Genomic DNA, 15,904 nt, shown 5'->3' with positions numbered 1-15,904 from the left:
CAGCCGCCGCAACGCTCTGGATTCCGGCCTTCGCCGGAATGACGCCAAACAAAGAGAATTGGATCAATCATGAAAATCTGTGTTCTGCCGGGTGACGGCATTGGTGTCGAAATCATTGCCGAAGCGGTGCGCGTGCTGGATGCGCTAAAGAGCGACGGCCTGAAGATGGAAATGGAATACGCTGAGCTGGGCGGCTGCGCTGTGGATTCCACCGGTTCGCCCTATCCGGAAGCCACCCAGAAGCTGGCACGCGCGGCTGACGCCGTGCTGCTCGGCGCCGTGGGCGGCCCGAAGTGGGACGTGTTGCCGCGTCCGCAGCGCCCCGAGCGTGGCTTGCTGGGCATCCGCAAGGATCTGAACCTGTTCGCCAACCTGCGTCCGGCCGTGCTGTATCCCGAACTGGCCAACGCTTCCTCGCTGAAGCCTGAAGTGGTGTCTGGCCTGGATATCCTGATCGTGCGCGAACTGACCGGTGACATCTACTTCGGCGAGCCGCGTGGTATTAGCGTGGAAGATGGCAAGCGCGTCGGCCGCAACACCATGATCTACAACGAAGACGAAATCCGCCGCATTGGCCATGTCGCGTTCAAATCTGCTCAGAAGCGCAACAAGAAGCTGTGCTCGGTCGACAAGATGAACGTGCTGGAAACCACCCAGCTGTGGCGCGATGTGATGATCGAGATCTCGTCCGAGTACCCGGATGTGGAGCTCTCCCACATGCTGGTCGACAATGCGGCCATGCAGCTGGTGCGCGCACCGAAACAGTTCGACGTGGTGGTTACCGGCAATATTTTTGGCGACATTCTGTCCGACGAAGCCTCGATGCTGACCGGTTCGATCGGCATGCTGCCGTCTGCCTCGCTGGATCAGAACAACAAGGGTATGTACGAGCCGTGTCACGGTTCTGCACCGGACATCGCCGGCAAGGGCGTGGCCAATCCGCTGGCAACGATCTTGTCCGCGGCCATGATGCTGCGTTACAGTGGCAATAACGAAGCGGCTGCTGTCCGCATCGAAGCTGCTGTGAAGAAGGTGCTGGCCGCTGGCCTGCGCACCGGCGACATCTGGGAAGAAGGCACCAAGCGCGTCGGTACGCGCGAAATGGGCGACGCGGTGATCGCAGCCCTGTAAGAACGGAAACGTGATGCAACGGACACAAAATACATTCGGGCTTGAAGCATTCTGCGTTGCAGAGGCTTCCGCTCGCGTGTCCGTTGCCGTCACGACCACCACTACGACCAAAAAAACCACCACGGTTTAGCCCTGTCACGCCGCTTGATGTCTCCGCGGTGGCGGAGACAGGCTAAAGTGAGCGGAGGCAGTTCAGGCAAAAGGTAATCACGATGAAGAAAGTTGGTATTGTCGGCTGGCGCGGCATGGTCGGCTCGGTGCTCATGCAACGCATGCGCGAGGAAAACGATTTCGCACTGATCGAGCCGGTGTTTTTCACCACCTCGAATGCGGGTGGTGCTGGTCCCGCCGAGAGTGGTGGTGCACCGCTCAAGGATGCCAAGTCCATCGCCGATCTGGCGAAGATGGACGTGATCATCACCTGTCAGGGCGGCGACTATACCAACGAAGTCTTCCCGCAACTGCGCGCTGCCGGCTGGAATGGTTACTGGATTGACGCGGCTTCAAGCCTGCGCATGAAGGGCGACGCGATCATCATCCTCGATCCGGTCAACAAGAACGTGATCCAGGACGGCCTCGCCAAGGGCGTCAAGAACTACATCGGTGGCAACTGTACCGTTAGCCTGATGCTGATGGGCTTGGGTGGTTTGTTCCAGAACGACATGATCGAGTGGGCGACCTCGATGACCTATCAGGCTGCGTCCGGTGCGGGGGCACAGAACATGCGCGAACTGATCGCGCAGATGGGCAAGATTCACGCGTCCGTGGCCGATCTGCTGGCTGATCCGGCTTCCGCGATTCTTGAAATCGATCGGAAGGTCGCCGAAACCATGCGTTCGAGCGATATGCCTGTGCAGAACTTCCGTGGCGTGCCGCTGGCTGGCAGCCTGATTCCCTGGATCGACGTGCCGTATGAGCACGGCCAGAGCAAGGAAGAGTGGAAGGGCGGCGCCGAGTGCAACAAGATTCTCGGCAAGCCGGCTTTCCGTACGGCGGGCTCGGTGCCCATCGATGGCCTGTGTGTGCGTATCGGTGCGATGCGCTGCCACAGTCAGGCGCTGACCATCAAGCTGCGTCAGGATGTGCCGCTCGATGAGATTTACGAGATTCTTGCAGGCGCCAATGACTGGGTGCGGGTAATCCCGAATGAGCGTGAGCGTAGCGAGCGCGAGTTGGCGCCGAATGCCGTGACAGGCCATTTGCATGTGCCCGTTGGTCGCCTGCACAAGATGGCGATGGGCGGCGAATACCTCGCCGCCTTTACCGTTGGCGACCAGTTGCTGTGGGGCGCAGCCGAGCCGCTGCGGCGTATGCTGCGTATCCTGCTTGAGGCTTGATAAGCATTTTATGCATGCGTGACAAACGTCCTTGCATGCTAAGAAATTGATCTGCAAGGGAAATGGTGTCGGCGGTGTTGCGTGAAGCAACCCGCCGAAGTTTTATCCGGGATTTGTGATGCATGCTTGGCGGGCTTGTAGTGAAATGCCCGTCCGTCCGGCTTGGCGCGGGTTTGCGCAGTGTTGTATTGCTGATACTCAGGTAATAGGTTAGCTTGCGGCGATAACTCATTGATGTTATTTTGAACTTACATCTCTAACCCTAAGAGACGGTGGCTTCCTTCATGCACCGCGCGTAACCGATATGAAAACTCCGATGCTTCGTACCACCCTCGTTGCAGCGATGATGTTGGCTTTTTGCGGAAGTGCCGGCGCCGCCGGTCTTGGCCGCATCAATGTGCTTAGCACGTTGGGCCAGCCATTGCGCGCCGAGGTCGAACTGACCGCCGCAACTGATGAACTGGATAATATGGTGGCGCGCATGGCTTCGCCTGAGGCCTATAAGCGCGCCAATATCGAATATCTTGGCGTCATGAGTGGCGTGAAGATGTCGATTGAACGGCGTGGCGGCGGTGCGGTGGTCAAAATCGTGTCTGACAAGCCGTTTGGCGAGCCCTTTGTTGATCTGCTGATCGATTTGAACTGGGCTGGCGGCCGTTTGCTGCGTGAATATACCTTCCTGCTCGATCCGGCTGAAGTTTCCGGTCCCCGCCCTGTTGCTGCCGCGACGCAGCCGGTGTCCCGTCCGATTGAGTCCCGGCTCGAATCCAAACCAGTAAGCCCGAGTGCTCCGGCGACAGCGAGCAAACCGGAGTCTGCTCCTGTTTCCGCTCCGGCTGAACGGGAGAGGCCGCAGCAAGCTGCTGCGGGTGATTACACCGTTCAGCGAGGGGACAACCTGTCCAAGATTGCCTCTGAGCTGAATTCTGGTGAGGTGACTCAGGAGCAGATGGTTGCTGCTTTGTATCGTGCCAATTCAGATGCCTTTGTCGGCGGGAATATCAATCGCTTGCGTGCAGGCCGGATTCTTAAGGTTCCAGAGGCTGGCGAAGTGGTTCAGATTCCGAAGTCCGAAGCGCGCCGGATTATTTTGAAAGCCTCGAATTTCGAGCAATACCGTCAGACCGTCGCTTCTGCAGCAGCAGAGGCTCCCGCCAAGGAAGCCAGTGCCGGGCAGACCGCTTCGGGCAAGATTGCTCCGAAGGTGGAAGACAAGATTGCTCCTGCGCAGCAGAGTCGCGACAAGGTGAAGGTCACTGCAGCCGAGACGGGCAAGTCCGGGGCTCCGGCGGCGACTGATGCTGCGAGCAAGGCTCGCATGCAGGCTTTGCAGGACGATATTGCGTCGCGTGAGAAGGCTCTGAAAGAAGCCAATTCCCGCGTTTCTGATCTCGAAAAGAACGTCAAGGAACTGCAGAAACTTATTGATCTGAAGAACAAGGGGCTTGCTGATGCCCAGGCTGCCGCAAAGGCTGCTGAGTCCCGTGCGGACAAGGCCGAGAAAGATAAGGCGGGAGCTGCGCTGAGCAAGGCTGAAAAAGCCAAGGCTGAAAAGGAACAGCTCGAAAAAGACCGGCTTGAAAAAGAGCGCCTGGAGCAGGAGCGTCTCGAGCAGGAAAAAGCCGCTGCAGCCGCAAAGGCTGCCGAGGCCGCAGCAGCTGCGGCCAGCTCGCCGGTTGAAACGCAGGTTCCGGTGACGGAGGCCTCGCCTGTGGCTGAGCAGTCGCCTGTAACGGCTCCGGTTGCTGAAGCGAGCGCGGTGATCGAGCCGCCAAAACCGGTTGTTGCTCCGCCTCCACCGCCTGTGGAAGAAGAGGGGTTGTTCAGTAATATCTGGGCCCTGCTGGGGCTTGGAGTTGTGGCTGCCGGGGTTGGATATGTCGTAGTCAAGCAGCGTCGCAAGCAGGCGGCTGCCGGGACAGGCAATACACAGATGACTGAGTCTTCGACAGTGAGCCCAAACTCGGTTTTTGGTAACGCCGGTGGCCAGACAGTGGACACCGGCGGAACCAGCTTGCTGCACACAGATTTCAGCCAGTCCGGCATGTCCGCGATCGATGCTGACGAAGGGGTTGATCCGGTAGCTGAAGCCGATGTCTACATGGCATACGGCCGCGATGCCCAGGCAGAAGAAATTCTGCTGGATGCTCTGAAAAACGATCCGTCGCGCACGGCCGTATATGTCAAGTTGCTGGAGATCTATTCGCAGCGCCGTGCCTTGAAACAGTTCGAAAATATTGCGACTGATCTGTATACCCAGACCGGTGGTGTTGGTGACGACTGGAGCAAGGCTGCTGCGCTGGGCATGAAGCTGGATCCGAACAATCCGCTCTACAAATCAGCCCGTGCTGGTGAAGAGAGTGCTCCGGTCATCGCCGTGCCTGTTGAAGCTCCTGCTGCAGTGCCGGAAATTCCGGTGGTACAGGAAGCGCCTGCCGTGAGTTTTGGCACCAACAACATCTCACAGGTTCGTTCTACCTGGACGGTGCCGGGTGAAATCAATCAATTTACGTCCGGTGAAGGTGCTGTCCCCGTTCTGGTTGAATCTGCTCCGGCGCCTGTTACGCCGGTGCCGGAAGCATTGAATCTGGATTTCAATCTGGATCTGGATACTCCGTCCATCGAGGATCAGCCGACCCAGATCGAATCGCGTGAAGAAGATGATCTGCTGGCGTCGATGGAAGAAGCGGTGGCAACCCAGCCTGGTGGTGATGGAGCTCCGCTGGAGTTTGATATCGGCCTTGATGACGATGTCGCCTCTGTGACCACGGCAGGTGTGGATACTCCTCAGCGCGTGCACTCCGCAGAGTCCGACTTTGATATCGGCATCGAGGCTGATGGTGGCCATGATGCCTTGTCGGAAGTGGATCTGGAGAAGACCAACTTCGAAGGCAGCCTGCTGGACTTTGACTTTGAGCTGGGTGATGAAGCAGAGAAGCCCGCGCTGGATCTGTCCAATGTGAATCTGCGCACCGTCGGATCTGTCGAGCCTGTTACTGCCGTCGTGCGTGCGCCGGTAGCTGCTGAGCCCATCCAGGACAATATCGACGTGAATGATGAAGTCAGCACCAAGCTCGAATTGGCCAAGGCCTATGAGGAAATGGGCGACATGGAAGGTGCACGCGAGTTGCTTGAAGAAGTGATCTCGGATGGTGCCGACTTCCAGAAGGAACAAGCCAAGACCATGCTCGGCCGGATCGGCTGAAAAACTTCCGGCAGCGTTTCGTTGCCTGAGGAAAGCAGATGCTGAAAGTGATCCACCCGGTCGTCCATGTGACGGCCGGTTTTTTTTTGATAATCCTGCTGCAAACAGCGGGATTCCATGTCTTGCTCGCCGGGGCAGTGGCGACCGTGTCGTGCGCTCTGTGCGCGGCGACCGGAGACTGGCTGCGCATTGTGCGGCGGTTACGCTATATCTTTCTGGTGCTGCTGATCCTGTTTGCTTGGCAGACGCCCGGAACCCTGATGTTGCCGCTAATCGGTGTCTTCAGTCCGACCTGGGATGGCCTGAGCGCGGTACGCGAGCCCGCCTTGCGATTGCTGGCTGTGGTTTCAGTGGTGGCTCTGATGCTCAAATATCTGTCGACAGACGACTGGGTGAGCAGCTTGTATGTGCTGGTATCTCCCTTGCGGGTGGCAGGGGTCAGGCCGGAACGGTTTGCCGTTCGTTTGCGCCTGGTTCTTGATTACGCCGGACAGCGCGATTTGAACTGGCGTCATTGCCTCGATGTTGCGGAACAGGATTGGTCCGATCCGCAAGATGAGGCGTGGCCGGTACGGGCTGTGCAAATTCATGATGTTCTGGCGTTGTTGGGCTTGATTGCGGTTGCAGGCGGGTACTGGCTGTGGTGAGAATCGCTTTGGGGGTCGAGTATTGCGGTGCCGGCTTTGAGGGGTGGCAGAGTCAGACGCATGGTCGTACGGTGCAGGATGTACTGGAAACAGCGATCGGCAGCATCGCGAACGAGAAAGTTGGCGTGGTGTGTGCCGGACGTACCGATACCGGAGTGCATGCCGCGGTGCAGGTGGCGCATTTTGACACCCGGGCTGAGCGCCCCGTGACGGCTTGGGTGCGCGGTGTCAACGCACACTTGCCGGATGGAATAGCGGTGACCTGGGCGCGTGAGACTGATGAGCGTTTTCATGCCCGCTTCTCGGCGCTGTCGCGACGCTATCGGTATGTGCTGCTGAATCGGCCTGTACGCAGCGCGTTGCTGAACGGCAGGGTCGGCTGGTTTCATGCTCCCCTGGATATCGCTGTGATGCAGCAGGCTGCACGCCTGCTGGTTGGCAGGCATGATTTCTCGGCGTTCCGCGCCGCACAGTGCCAGGCCAACTCACCGGTGCGTGATCTGCGTGTGGCTTCCGTGCTGCAGCATGGTGAGTGGTTTGTTTTTGATTTCGAGGCGAATGCTTTTCTTCACCACATGATCCGCAATCTGGTCGGAGCCCTGATCCATGTTGGCAAGGGGGCGCAGCCGCCTGGATGGATGGGAGAGCTGCTGGAGCAGCGGAATAGGCGCCTGTCACCCCCGACGTTCATGCCTGACGGGCTGTATCTGGCCGGTGTCGAGTATCCTGACGGCTTGGGATTGCCGGATGGAGGGCGCATTGCAGCCCCCTTGTTTCTGCCTGCGGGGATGTAGGGCGAGTGTCCATGGCTTGTAGAGCCGCTCCTGAAAAGGGTTTTCGGCATGCCGTGCTGGAGATCCGCGCGCGGTGGATATTTGCGGGCAGATGGTCTGGAGAGTAAGGCCGGGAGCGGGTCTCCGGACGTGCATTGGAGAGGGCGCTTAGGCTGATGCGCAGGGCAGGGCAGGGCAGGGAGAGTAACCCTTCCTGCTGAAGATGCGGACGTGCCTGTCTGCATCGTTCTTCTGCATGAAAAGGTTTTGATCATGAAACGTACCCGAATCAAGATGTGCGGTCTGACGCGGCCGCAGGATGTACTGGCCGCGGTGGCGGCCGGCGCCGATGCCATCGGTTTCGTGTTTTATCCGCCCAGCCCGCGCGCTGTGAGCATTGCACAGGCACGTGAGCTGTGTGCGCTGCTACCGCCCTTCGTTACCAGCGTGGGGCTGTTTGTAAACGAATCCGCCGAGCAGGTGCGTGAAGTGCTTGCGGCCGTACCTTTGGGGCTGTTGCAGTTTCATGGCGAGGAAGATGCAGCGTATTGCGCCAGCTTCGGGCGCCCCTGGATGAAGGCCGCGCGGGTCCGGGCGGGCTTCGATCTGGTAAACTACGCGGCCCGCTTTCCGGGAACGGCCGGTTTGCTGGTGGATGCTTGGGTTGAGGGCTATGGTGGGGGGGGCGAAGTCTTTGACTGGAGCCTGCTGCCAGAGCACTTTCCGGTGCCGCTGGTGTTGGCGGGCGGGCTGACTCCGGAAAATGTGGCCGGTGCCGTGCGTACGGTAAAGCCGTGGGCGGTGGATGTAAGCAGTGGTGTCGAAGCGGCCAAGGGAATCAAGGACCGCACCCTGATGGAAGCTTTTGTTGCTGGAGTACGTGAAGCAGATGGCTGAAAACATGTCGTACAACTTCCCTGATCAATCGGGCCACTACGGCCAGTTCGGCGGTATCTATGTAGCCGAAACCCTGATTCCTGCTCTGGACGAACTGCGTCTCGAGTACGAAAAAGCGATGCAGGATCCTGATTTTCTTGCCGAATTCCACCATGAATTGAAGCATTACGTCGGACGGCCGAGCCCTCTCTATCATGCCAGGCGCTGGTCGGAGCTTCTGGGCGGAGCGCAGATCTACCTGAAGCGTGAAGACCTCAATCACACCGGCGCGCACAAGGTTAACAACACTATCGGACAGGCCCTGCTGGCTCGCCGCATGGGCAAGAAACGCGTAATTGCCGAAACCGGAGCCGGCCAGCATGGCGTGGCCTCGGCAACCGTTGCCGCGCGTTACGGTCTGGAGTGCGTGGTGTACATGGGCTCCGAAGACGTTGCCCGTCAGGCGCCCAATGTTTTCCGCATGAAGCTGCTCGGCGCAACCGTGGTGCCGGTTTCCAGCGGCTCGAAGACCCTCAAGGACGCCATGAACGAAGCCATGCGCGACTGGGTCACGAATGTCGATTCCACCTATTACATCATCGGCACCTGTGCCGGGCCGCACCCTTACCCGCAGTTAGTACGCGACTTCCAGTCGGTAATCGGTGAAGAGTGCAAAGTTCAGTGTGCCGAGCAGCTTGGCCGTCAGCCGGATGCTGTCGTTGCCTGTGTGGGCGGCGGTTCTAACGCAATCGGCATTTTCTACCCGTACATCGACGTTCCTGGTGTGCGCCTGATCGGCGTGGAAGCGGGTGGTGATGGAGTGGAGACCGGCAGGCACGCTGCGCCCCTGACGACCCATGCCCGCCCTGGCGTGCTGCATGGCCAGCGCGTCAATCTGATGCAGGACGAAAACGGCCAGATCATCGATACCCACTCGATCTCTGCCGGGCTGGATTACCCCGGCGTCGGTCCCGAGCATTGCTACCTCAATGAAATCAAGCGCGCAGAGTATGTTGCCGCGAATGATGATGAGGCGCTTGCCGCATTCCATGATCTCTGTCGCTATGAAGGAATCATTCCTGCACTGGAGTCCAGTCATGCCCTGGCACATGCCTGCAAAATGGCTCCGACCATGAGCCGCGATCAGATCATCGTGGTCAATCTGTCCGGCCGTGGCGACAAGGACATTCCGACCATTGCTCGTCTCGACGGCATCGAGTTGTAACCTTATTTACCGACCGGATTCCGTCGCAATCATGTCTCGCATCCAGAACGCATTTTCCCGCCTCAAGGCCGAAGGCCGTCAGGCCCTGATTCCCTACATCACTGCTGGCGACCCGACGCCGGCAGCTACGGTTGGCCTGATGCACGCATTGGTGCAAGGCGGCGCTGACATCATCGAACTTGGCGTACCGTTTACCGATCCGTCGGCTGATGGCCCTGTCATTCAGCGCGCTGCCGAGCGCGCACTGGCGCATGGCACCAGTCTGCGCAAGGTAATCGCAATGGTGGCGGAATTCCGCCAGACCAATGTCGAAACCCCAGTGGTCCTGATGGGCTATGCCAATCCGGTCGAGGCGATGGGTTACGAAGCGTTTGCTGCTGCAGCACAGGCTGCAGGCATTGATGGTCTGCTGACTGTCGATTTGCCGCCCGAAGAAGCGTCGGAGCGCGTGGCCGTGCTCAAGCGTTTCGGCATTGCCCCGATTTTCCTGCTGGCGCCGACGACGCCGGCTTCGCGCGCTCAGGCCGTGGCAAAACTTGCGGATGGTTATGTGTATTACGTGTCGCTCAAGGGGGTCACGGGTGCAGCCAATCTGGATGTGGCGAATGTCGCGGCCAAGCTGACCGAGTTGCGTCAGCATATCCAGCTGCCGATCGGTGTCGGCTTCGGCATTCGCGATGCCGAATCGGCCCGGGCCGTTGCCGCTGTGGCTGACGCTGTGGTGATCGGTTCGCGCATCGTGCAGGAAGTTGAAAACGGCGAAACGGGGCTGGCCGAGCGCCTGACGAATTTCCTTTCCGGCGTACGCGCCGCCATGGACACGGCTCGCGCCTGACCGAATCTGAATACGAGGACTATCTCATGAGTTGGCTCACCAAACTTCTGCCGCCCAAGATCAAACGCGACCAGCCTGCACGCAAATCGATTCCCGAAGGTCTGTGGATCAAATGTGATGCTTGTGAGGCCGTGCTGTACCGTTCCGATCTCGAGGCCAGTGAGCATGTGTGCCCCAAGTGCGGGCATCATAAACGCGTCAGCTCGCGCCAGCGCCTGGACTTGCTGCTGGACCCGGAAGGGCGTTTCGAAATCGGTGCAGAAGTGCTGCCGGTGGATCCGCTCAAGTTCCGTGACAGCAAGAAGTATGTCGATCGTCTCGCAGCGGCCAACGAAGACACCGGGGAGTCCGATGCGCTGGTAGTCATGCAGGGCTCTATCAAGACCGTTCCTGCTGTCGTGGCTGTGTTCGAGTTTGAATTCCAGGGCGGCTCAATGGGCTCGGTGGTGGGCGAGCGCTTTGTGCGGGGCGTAAATGCTGCCGTGGAGCAGGGGCTTCCCTTCATCTGCTTCACTGCTACGGGCGGTGCCCGCATGCAGGAAGGCCTGTTCTCGCTGATGCAGATGGCCAAGACTACGGCGGCCATTACGCGCCTGTCGAGCAAGAAACTGCCCTTCATTACCGTGTTAACGGATCCGACCATGGGCGGCGTTTCTGCCAGCTTCGCCTTCATGGGCGATGTGGTGATGGCCGAACCTGGCGCCCTGATCGGGTTCGCCGGGCCGCGTGTGATCGAGCAAACCGTGCGCGAGAAGTTGCCGGAAGGTTTCCAGCGCTCCGAGTTCCTGCTGGAAAAGGGAGCCATCGACATGGTCGTTGATCGGCGTGAATTGCGTGATCGTCTGTCGCAAGTCATTACCCTGCTGTCCCGCCAGCCGGCGGTTGCCAACGCCTGACCCATGCGCGTCGAGTTTGCCTCGCTGGAGGCCTGGCTGACCCATATAGAGGGTCAGCACTCACGCCCGATCGATCTCGGGCTGACCCGGGTGCAGGACGTACTTGTCGCGCTGGCGGCACAGACCAGCGCGGTAGTCATTACGGTTGGCGGCACCAATGGCAAGGGTTCCACCTGCGCCATGCTGGAAGCGATTGTGCGTGCCGCCGGCTATTCGGTTGGCCTGTACACCTCGCCGCATCTGTTGCGCTACAACGAGCGGGTGCGCATCAATCTGGCGGAGGCCAGCGATGCGCAGCTTTGTGCCGCTTTTGCTGCAGTAGAGGCGGCACGGGGCGCAACATCCCTGACCTATTTCGAGTTCGGAACGCTGGCCGCCTGGTGGCTGTTCTGCCAGCAATCGCTGGACGTGATCATTCTGGAAGTGGGGCTGGGCGGGCGTCTGGATGCGGTCAACGTGATCGAGCCGGATTGTGCGATTGTCACGGGTGTAGCCATGGATCACATGGATTACCTGGGCGATACCCGTGAGAAGATCGGTTTCGAGAAAGCCGGCATTTATCGTGCCGGGAAACCCGCCATCTGCGGCGATCCGCAGCCTCCCCTTACGCTGATCGAGCATGCACGCGCGATTGGCGCCGACCTGCTCGTACAGGGCCGTGATTACGGCTTCTCCGGCGACAAGCAGCAATGGAAATTCGTCGGCCGCCGTACCAGTCGTAACAGTCTTGCGTATCCAGCCTTGCGTGGAGCTAATCAGTTGCTGAATGCTTCGAGCGTTCTGGCTGCGCTGGAAGCCCTCGAGGAACGCTTGCCGGTGCCGATGCAGGCCGTGCGTCAGGGACTTATGCAGGTTGAACTGCCGGGGCGTTTCCAGGTCTTGCCAGGGCGCCCGAGTGTCGTGCTGGATGTAGCCCATAACCCGCAGGCCGCTGCCGTGCTGGCTGACAATCTGGCCAACATGGGCTTCTTTCCGGATACCTGGGCGGTGTGCGGCATGCTGGCCGACAAGGATATCGAAGGCACGCTCAAAGCCATGCTGCCACGTGTCGATCACTGGCTGCTGTGTGATCTGCCGGGGCCGCGTGGCGCCCGTGCCGCCGAATTGAAAGCGACCCTGCAGACATTGGGAGCCAAGGGGCACATCGAGCTGTTTGCCGATCCGCACAGCGCCTTCGCATCGGCACGAAGCCGGGTTGGCGAGGGTGATAGAATCGTGACCTTCGGATCCTTCCTGACCGTGGCAGATGTGATGCAGGTCGTCACCAGAGCCACGTAATCCCGGTAAGCACTCATGGCCGACAACGACGTTCAGCTCGATCTCAAGAAACGCGCCCGCCGCCGTCTGGTGGGGGCTATTGCCCTGGCTTTGCTGGCCGCCATCATCCTGCCGATGATCATGGATAGCGAGCCCAGGCCTGGCAGCAATGAACTCCAGATCCGGATTCCCAGTCAGGAGGGCAGCAATTACGCGTCCCGGCTGATCACGGGAACGGCGCCGCCTCCTGCCAGCCCTGTCCTGCCTGTGCAATCGGCGCCTGTTATGCGCGCCCCCGCACAAAGCGCTCCGCTGCCGGTGGCGTCAGCCCCGGCTGGAGTCCAGTCAGCGCCGAGGTTGGCTGAGAAGCCGGTCGCTACGGCGCAAAGTGCGGCTCCTGCTGTACCTGAAGTTGCCGCATCAAAGCCTGTCATTGCACCCAAATCCGTCAGTGAAGCGCAGCGCGCGCGTGAAATCCTCGAAGGCAAGCCGGCTGCTGCGCGCGAGCCTGCGGGTCAGAAATTCTATGTCCAGCTTGGCGTCTTCCGTGACGAAGCGAATGCCCGCGAAGTGCTCAATCGGGCAGGCGCAGGCGGAGTGAAGGCCGGGACCCAGAAAGTTGAGGACAAGACACGTGTGCGTGCGGGGCCATTCAGTGATCGCGCGGCGGCGGATGTCGTGGTGGCCAAGCTCAAGAAGGCCGGTTTGAACGGGATCGTGACGAGCAAGTGAGCGGGTTTGACTATGTGTTTCTGGGTTTCCTCCTGCTGAGCGTACTGCTTGGTTTGTGGCGGGGGCTGATCAGTGAAATATTCGCTCTGCTGGGCTGGGTTGTGGCGATTGCCGTGGCCTGGCAGGCGGCAAAGCCACTGGCGCCGTTTCTTGACGGAATCATCCAGACTCCGTGGCTGCGCTGGCCGCTGGCGTTTCTGCTGGTTTTCATCGCCTTGCTGATCGTGCTGGCGGTATTGCGCTGGATTTTGCGCAGTTTGCTGGCGGCTTCGGGGCTGAGCCCGGTGGATCGTTTTCTTGGCGGCTGTTTCGGAGCTGTGCGTGCTCTGGTCGTGGCCGTGCTGCTTGTTGCCGCGGCGGGCATGAGCAGCCTGCCCAAGGAATCCTGGTGGCGCGAAGCGGTTTTCGCGCCGCCGCTGGAAACGGCAGTAATCGCTGCCAAACCCTGGCTTCCCAAGGAGCTGGGGCAACGTATCAAGTATCGAGACAGGTGAGAAGGTATGTGTGGAATTATCGGTGTAGTGGCAAAAACCCCTGTCAATCAACTGCTGTATGACGGTCTGCAGGTTCTGCAGCACCGTGGTCAGGATGCGGCAGGGATTGCTACGGCAGAAGGTGGGCGCTTCCACATGCACAAGGGCTCCGGCCTGGCGAGCGAGGTGTTCCGCACCCGCAACATGCGCAATCTGGCCGGCAACTGGGGCATCGGCCACTGCCGCTACCCGACTGCAGGCTCGGCTTTCAATGCCGCCGAAGCACAGCCTTTCTACGTGAATTCGCCCTTCGGCCTGATGCTGGCGCACAACGGCAACCTGACCAATTCGGACGAACTCAAGCGCGAGATGTATCTGGGCGACCTGCGCCACATGAACACCAATTCCGATTCGGAAGTGTTGCTCAACGTGCTGGCGCACGAACTGCAGGTGGCTTCAAACGGGGCTTTCCGTCTTGATGAGGAAACCATCTTTGCGGCGGTTGCGGGCACCCACAAACGTGCCAAGGGCGCCTACGCTGCCGTGGTGATGATTGCCGGCTACGGCCTGCTGGCCTTCCGCGATCCGCATGGCATCCGTCCGTTGATCCTTGGCAAGCATGAAACGCCGGAAGGCACCGAGTACATGGTGGCGTCCGAATCTGTGGCGATCGACGTGCTTGGCTTCAAACCGGTGCGTGACATTGCTCCTGGCGAAGCCGTGCTGATCGATACGCAAGGCAATCTGGCGGTGCGTCAGTGTGCCGCTGCACGTCCCTACGCGCCATGCATGTTCGAGTACGTCTATCTGGCGCGCCCGGATTCGATCATCGACGGCATCTCCGTTTATGAGAGCCGCGTCAAGATGGGTGTCTATCTGGCCGAGAAGATCAAGCGCGAGTACTCACACCTGAAGATCGACGTGGTGATCCCGATTCCGGATTCGAGCCGTTCCGCAGCGATGGAGTTGGCCAGCCATCTGGGCGTGGCCTATCGCGAGGGCTTCGTGAAGAACCGCTATATCGGCCGTACCTTCATCATGCCGGGGCAGGCAGTGCGGCGTAAGTCGGTGCGCCAGAAACTCAATGCGATGCACCAGGAATTTGCCGGCAAGAACGTGCTGCTGGTGGATGATTCCATCGTGCGTGGCACGACCAGTCGCGAGATCATCAACATGGCCCGCGAAGCCGGCGCCACCCAGGTGTTCATGGCCTCGGCCGCGCCGCCTGTGCGCCACGCCAACGTGTACGGTATCGACATGCCCAGCCGCACCGAGCTGATCGCGGCCTTCCGTGACGCCGATCAGGTGGGGGCCGAGATTGGGGCTGATGCGATGATCTATCAGGATCTGGAAGACCTGAAGAAAGCGGTCGGCGATCTCAATCCGGCGGTCGAGCAGTTCGAGTGCTCGTGTTTCGACGGTATCTATGTGACGGGCGATGTGACGCCGGAGTATCTGGACGCTGTTGAAGGTGGCCGTGGTGCGGCCAGCAAGGCGGCTGATGAAGACGGCGAACAACTGGATCTGAACCTGATGGCTGGTTCCTGAGCTGAAGCCTGGTTCGGCATGAAAAAAGCCTCCATAGCCTGGAGGCTTTTTTTATTCAAGGGTGCTTGAAGAGCGGCTTCCCGCCTTGATCTTCGGGCTTTCTGCCGGGACAGGCAGCCGTCATGAGGATCTTCGGATGGGGGATCTGGAGAGGCCCGTCAGTAGCGGGTCTTCAGACAGGCGTTAGAAAGAGGCTGCAGCCACTTTCATTCACTCAAGGCAATGATGCCGTCCGGCCCTGCTTGCAGCCAGGTGGCCTGGTCGTGCCAGTCGGCCAAGACCCAGCGCTGGCGTTCACGACCATCGACATTGAGGGTATGGAGTGCCGGGCGGTGGGTGTGGCCGTGAATCATCCAGTCGGCATGGGTCGTCCGGAAAAGTGTTTCGACAACCTGCGGGTTCAGATCGAAAAAAATCCCTGCCTGATAGTCGCGCGAGTTTTCGCTGTTGCGCCGGATGCGTTCGGCCAGTACACGACGGAATCTGAGTGGCAGGCGGCGCAGCAGGGCGAGACTCAAGGGCGAGCGGATGCGGCGACGGAAACGCTGATAGGCGACGTCATCGGTGCATTGCGCGTCGCCGTGCATGAGCACGACGCGATGCCCGTTTAGCTCGATAAGGGCGGGCTCCGTGACGATGTGCGCGCCACAACGAGCCGCAAAGATGCTGCCGAGCAGGAAGTCGCGATTGCCGACAATGATCCGGATGTCGACGCCGCTGTGGCTCAGTGCCGCCAGTGCTTGGGCTATACGGGCGTGGAAAGGATCGCCGAGATCATCGTCGCCGACCCAGAATTCGAACAGATCGCCAAGAATCCACAGGGTTTTCGCCTGACGCGCCGGGCCATCAATGAAGCGCAGGAAGGCTGCGGTGGTTTCCGGCCGCCTGGCGCAAAGATGAAGGTCCGAGATGAAGAGAATCAAGACAGGGCGTCCAGCGGATTTAAGAACGCCGGCGCGGGGCCGGCGT

General features: G+C 59.9%; 14 protein-coding genes. 13 read left to right on the top strand and 1 reads right to left on the bottom strand.

Annotated elements, in window-relative coordinates:
- The first annotated feature begins 69 nt into the window (after positions 1-69).
- The 13 genes from leuB (at position 70) to purF (ending at position 14,935) form a co-directional block, all read left to right on the top strand.
- Positions 70-1,131 carry a 3-isopropylmalate dehydrogenase gene (gene leuB / locus Q9Q94_RS09675; protein WP_305979856.1) on the top strand — a complete coding sequence of 354 codons (1,062 nt, stop codon included), beginning with the start codon at positions 70-72 and terminating at the stop codon, positions 1,129-1,131.
- 212 nt (positions 1,132-1,343) lie between these two features.
- Positions 1,344-2,468 (top strand): aspartate-semialdehyde dehydrogenase, encoded by a 1,125-nt coding sequence (asd, locus tag Q9Q94_RS09670; RefSeq protein WP_305979855.1) that lies wholly within the window; start codon positions 1,344-1,346, stop codon positions 2,466-2,468.
- A gap of 316 nt (positions 2,469-2,784) precedes the next feature.
- Positions 2,785-5,673, top strand: a complete 2,889-nt coding sequence (locus Q9Q94_RS09665) for a FimV/HubP family polar landmark protein (protein ID WP_305979854.1) — start codon at positions 2,785-2,787, stop codon at positions 5,671-5,673.
- 38 nt (positions 5,674-5,711) lie between these two features.
- Positions 5,712-6,320, top strand: coding sequence for a hypothetical protein (locus tag Q9Q94_RS09660; protein WP_305979853.1), 609 nt, complete (start codon positions 5,712-5,714; stop codon positions 6,318-6,320).
- A complete protein-coding gene (gene truA, locus Q9Q94_RS09655; RefSeq protein ID WP_305979852.1) occupies positions 6,314-7,114 on the top strand; it encodes a tRNA pseudouridine(38-40) synthase TruA in 801 nt (266 codons plus the stop codon). The genes Q9Q94_RS09660 and truA overlap by 7 nt, the downstream gene beginning before the upstream one ends.
- 252 nt (positions 7,115-7,366) lie before the next feature.
- Complete coding sequence (locus tag Q9Q94_RS09650) at positions 7,367-7,990, top strand: phosphoribosylanthranilate isomerase (protein ID WP_305979851.1); 624 nt, start codon at positions 7,367-7,369, stop codon at positions 7,988-7,990.
- Positions 7,983-9,194, top strand: coding sequence for a tryptophan synthase subunit beta (trpB, locus tag Q9Q94_RS09645; RefSeq protein ID WP_305979850.1), 1,212 nt, complete (start codon positions 7,983-7,985; stop codon positions 9,192-9,194). The genes Q9Q94_RS09650 and trpB overlap by 8 nt, the downstream gene beginning before the upstream one ends.
- Positions 9,195-9,225: 31 nt before the next feature.
- Positions 9,226-10,029: a tryptophan synthase subunit alpha gene (gene trpA, locus Q9Q94_RS09640; RefSeq protein ID WP_305979849.1), complete on the top strand. Its 804-nt coding sequence runs from the start codon at positions 9,226-9,228 to the stop codon at positions 10,027-10,029.
- 26 nt (positions 10,030-10,055) lie between these two features.
- Positions 10,056-10,925, top strand: coding sequence for an acetyl-CoA carboxylase, carboxyltransferase subunit beta (accD, locus tag Q9Q94_RS09635; protein ID WP_305979848.1), 870 nt, complete (start codon positions 10,056-10,058; stop codon positions 10,923-10,925).
- 3 nt (positions 10,926-10,928) lie between these two features.
- Positions 10,929-12,203 (top strand): bifunctional tetrahydrofolate synthase/dihydrofolate synthase, encoded by a 1,275-nt coding sequence (gene folC / locus Q9Q94_RS09630; RefSeq protein ID WP_305979847.1) that lies wholly within the window; start codon positions 10,929-10,931, stop codon positions 12,201-12,203.
- 15 nt (positions 12,204-12,218) lie between these two features.
- Positions 12,219-12,914, top strand: coding sequence for an SPOR domain-containing protein (locus Q9Q94_RS09625; RefSeq protein WP_305979846.1), 696 nt, complete (start codon positions 12,219-12,221; stop codon positions 12,912-12,914).
- Entirely contained in the window at positions 12,911-13,408 is a 498-nt protein-coding gene (locus tag Q9Q94_RS09620) for a CvpA family protein (protein WP_305979845.1), read from the top strand. Before Q9Q94_RS09625 ends, Q9Q94_RS09620 begins: the two co-directional genes overlap by 4 nt.
- A gap of 6 nt (positions 13,409-13,414) precedes the next feature.
- Positions 13,415-14,935 (top strand): amidophosphoribosyltransferase, encoded by a 1,521-nt coding sequence (gene purF, locus Q9Q94_RS09615; protein WP_305979844.1) that lies wholly within the window; start codon positions 13,415-13,417, stop codon positions 14,933-14,935.
- A gap of 206 nt (positions 14,936-15,141) precedes the next feature.
- Here the strand turns inward: purF and Q9Q94_RS09610 are convergent, their stop codons facing one another.
- Positions 15,142-15,858 carry a UDP-2,3-diacylglucosamine diphosphatase gene (locus tag Q9Q94_RS09610; RefSeq protein ID WP_305979843.1) on the bottom strand — a complete coding sequence of 239 codons (717 nt, stop codon included), beginning with the start codon at positions 15,856-15,858 and terminating at the stop codon, positions 15,142-15,144.
- Positions 15,859-15,904: the final 46 nt, after the last annotated feature.

Origin of the sequence: Uliginosibacterium sp. 31-16, assembly GCF_030730865.1 — a bacterium.
Lineage (GTDB): Bacteria > Pseudomonadota > Gammaproteobacteria > Burkholderiales > Rhodocyclaceae > Uliginosibacterium.
The sequence above is the reverse complement of the archived record's forward strand: the minus strand, read 5'-3'. Positions and strand labels throughout refer to the sequence as shown.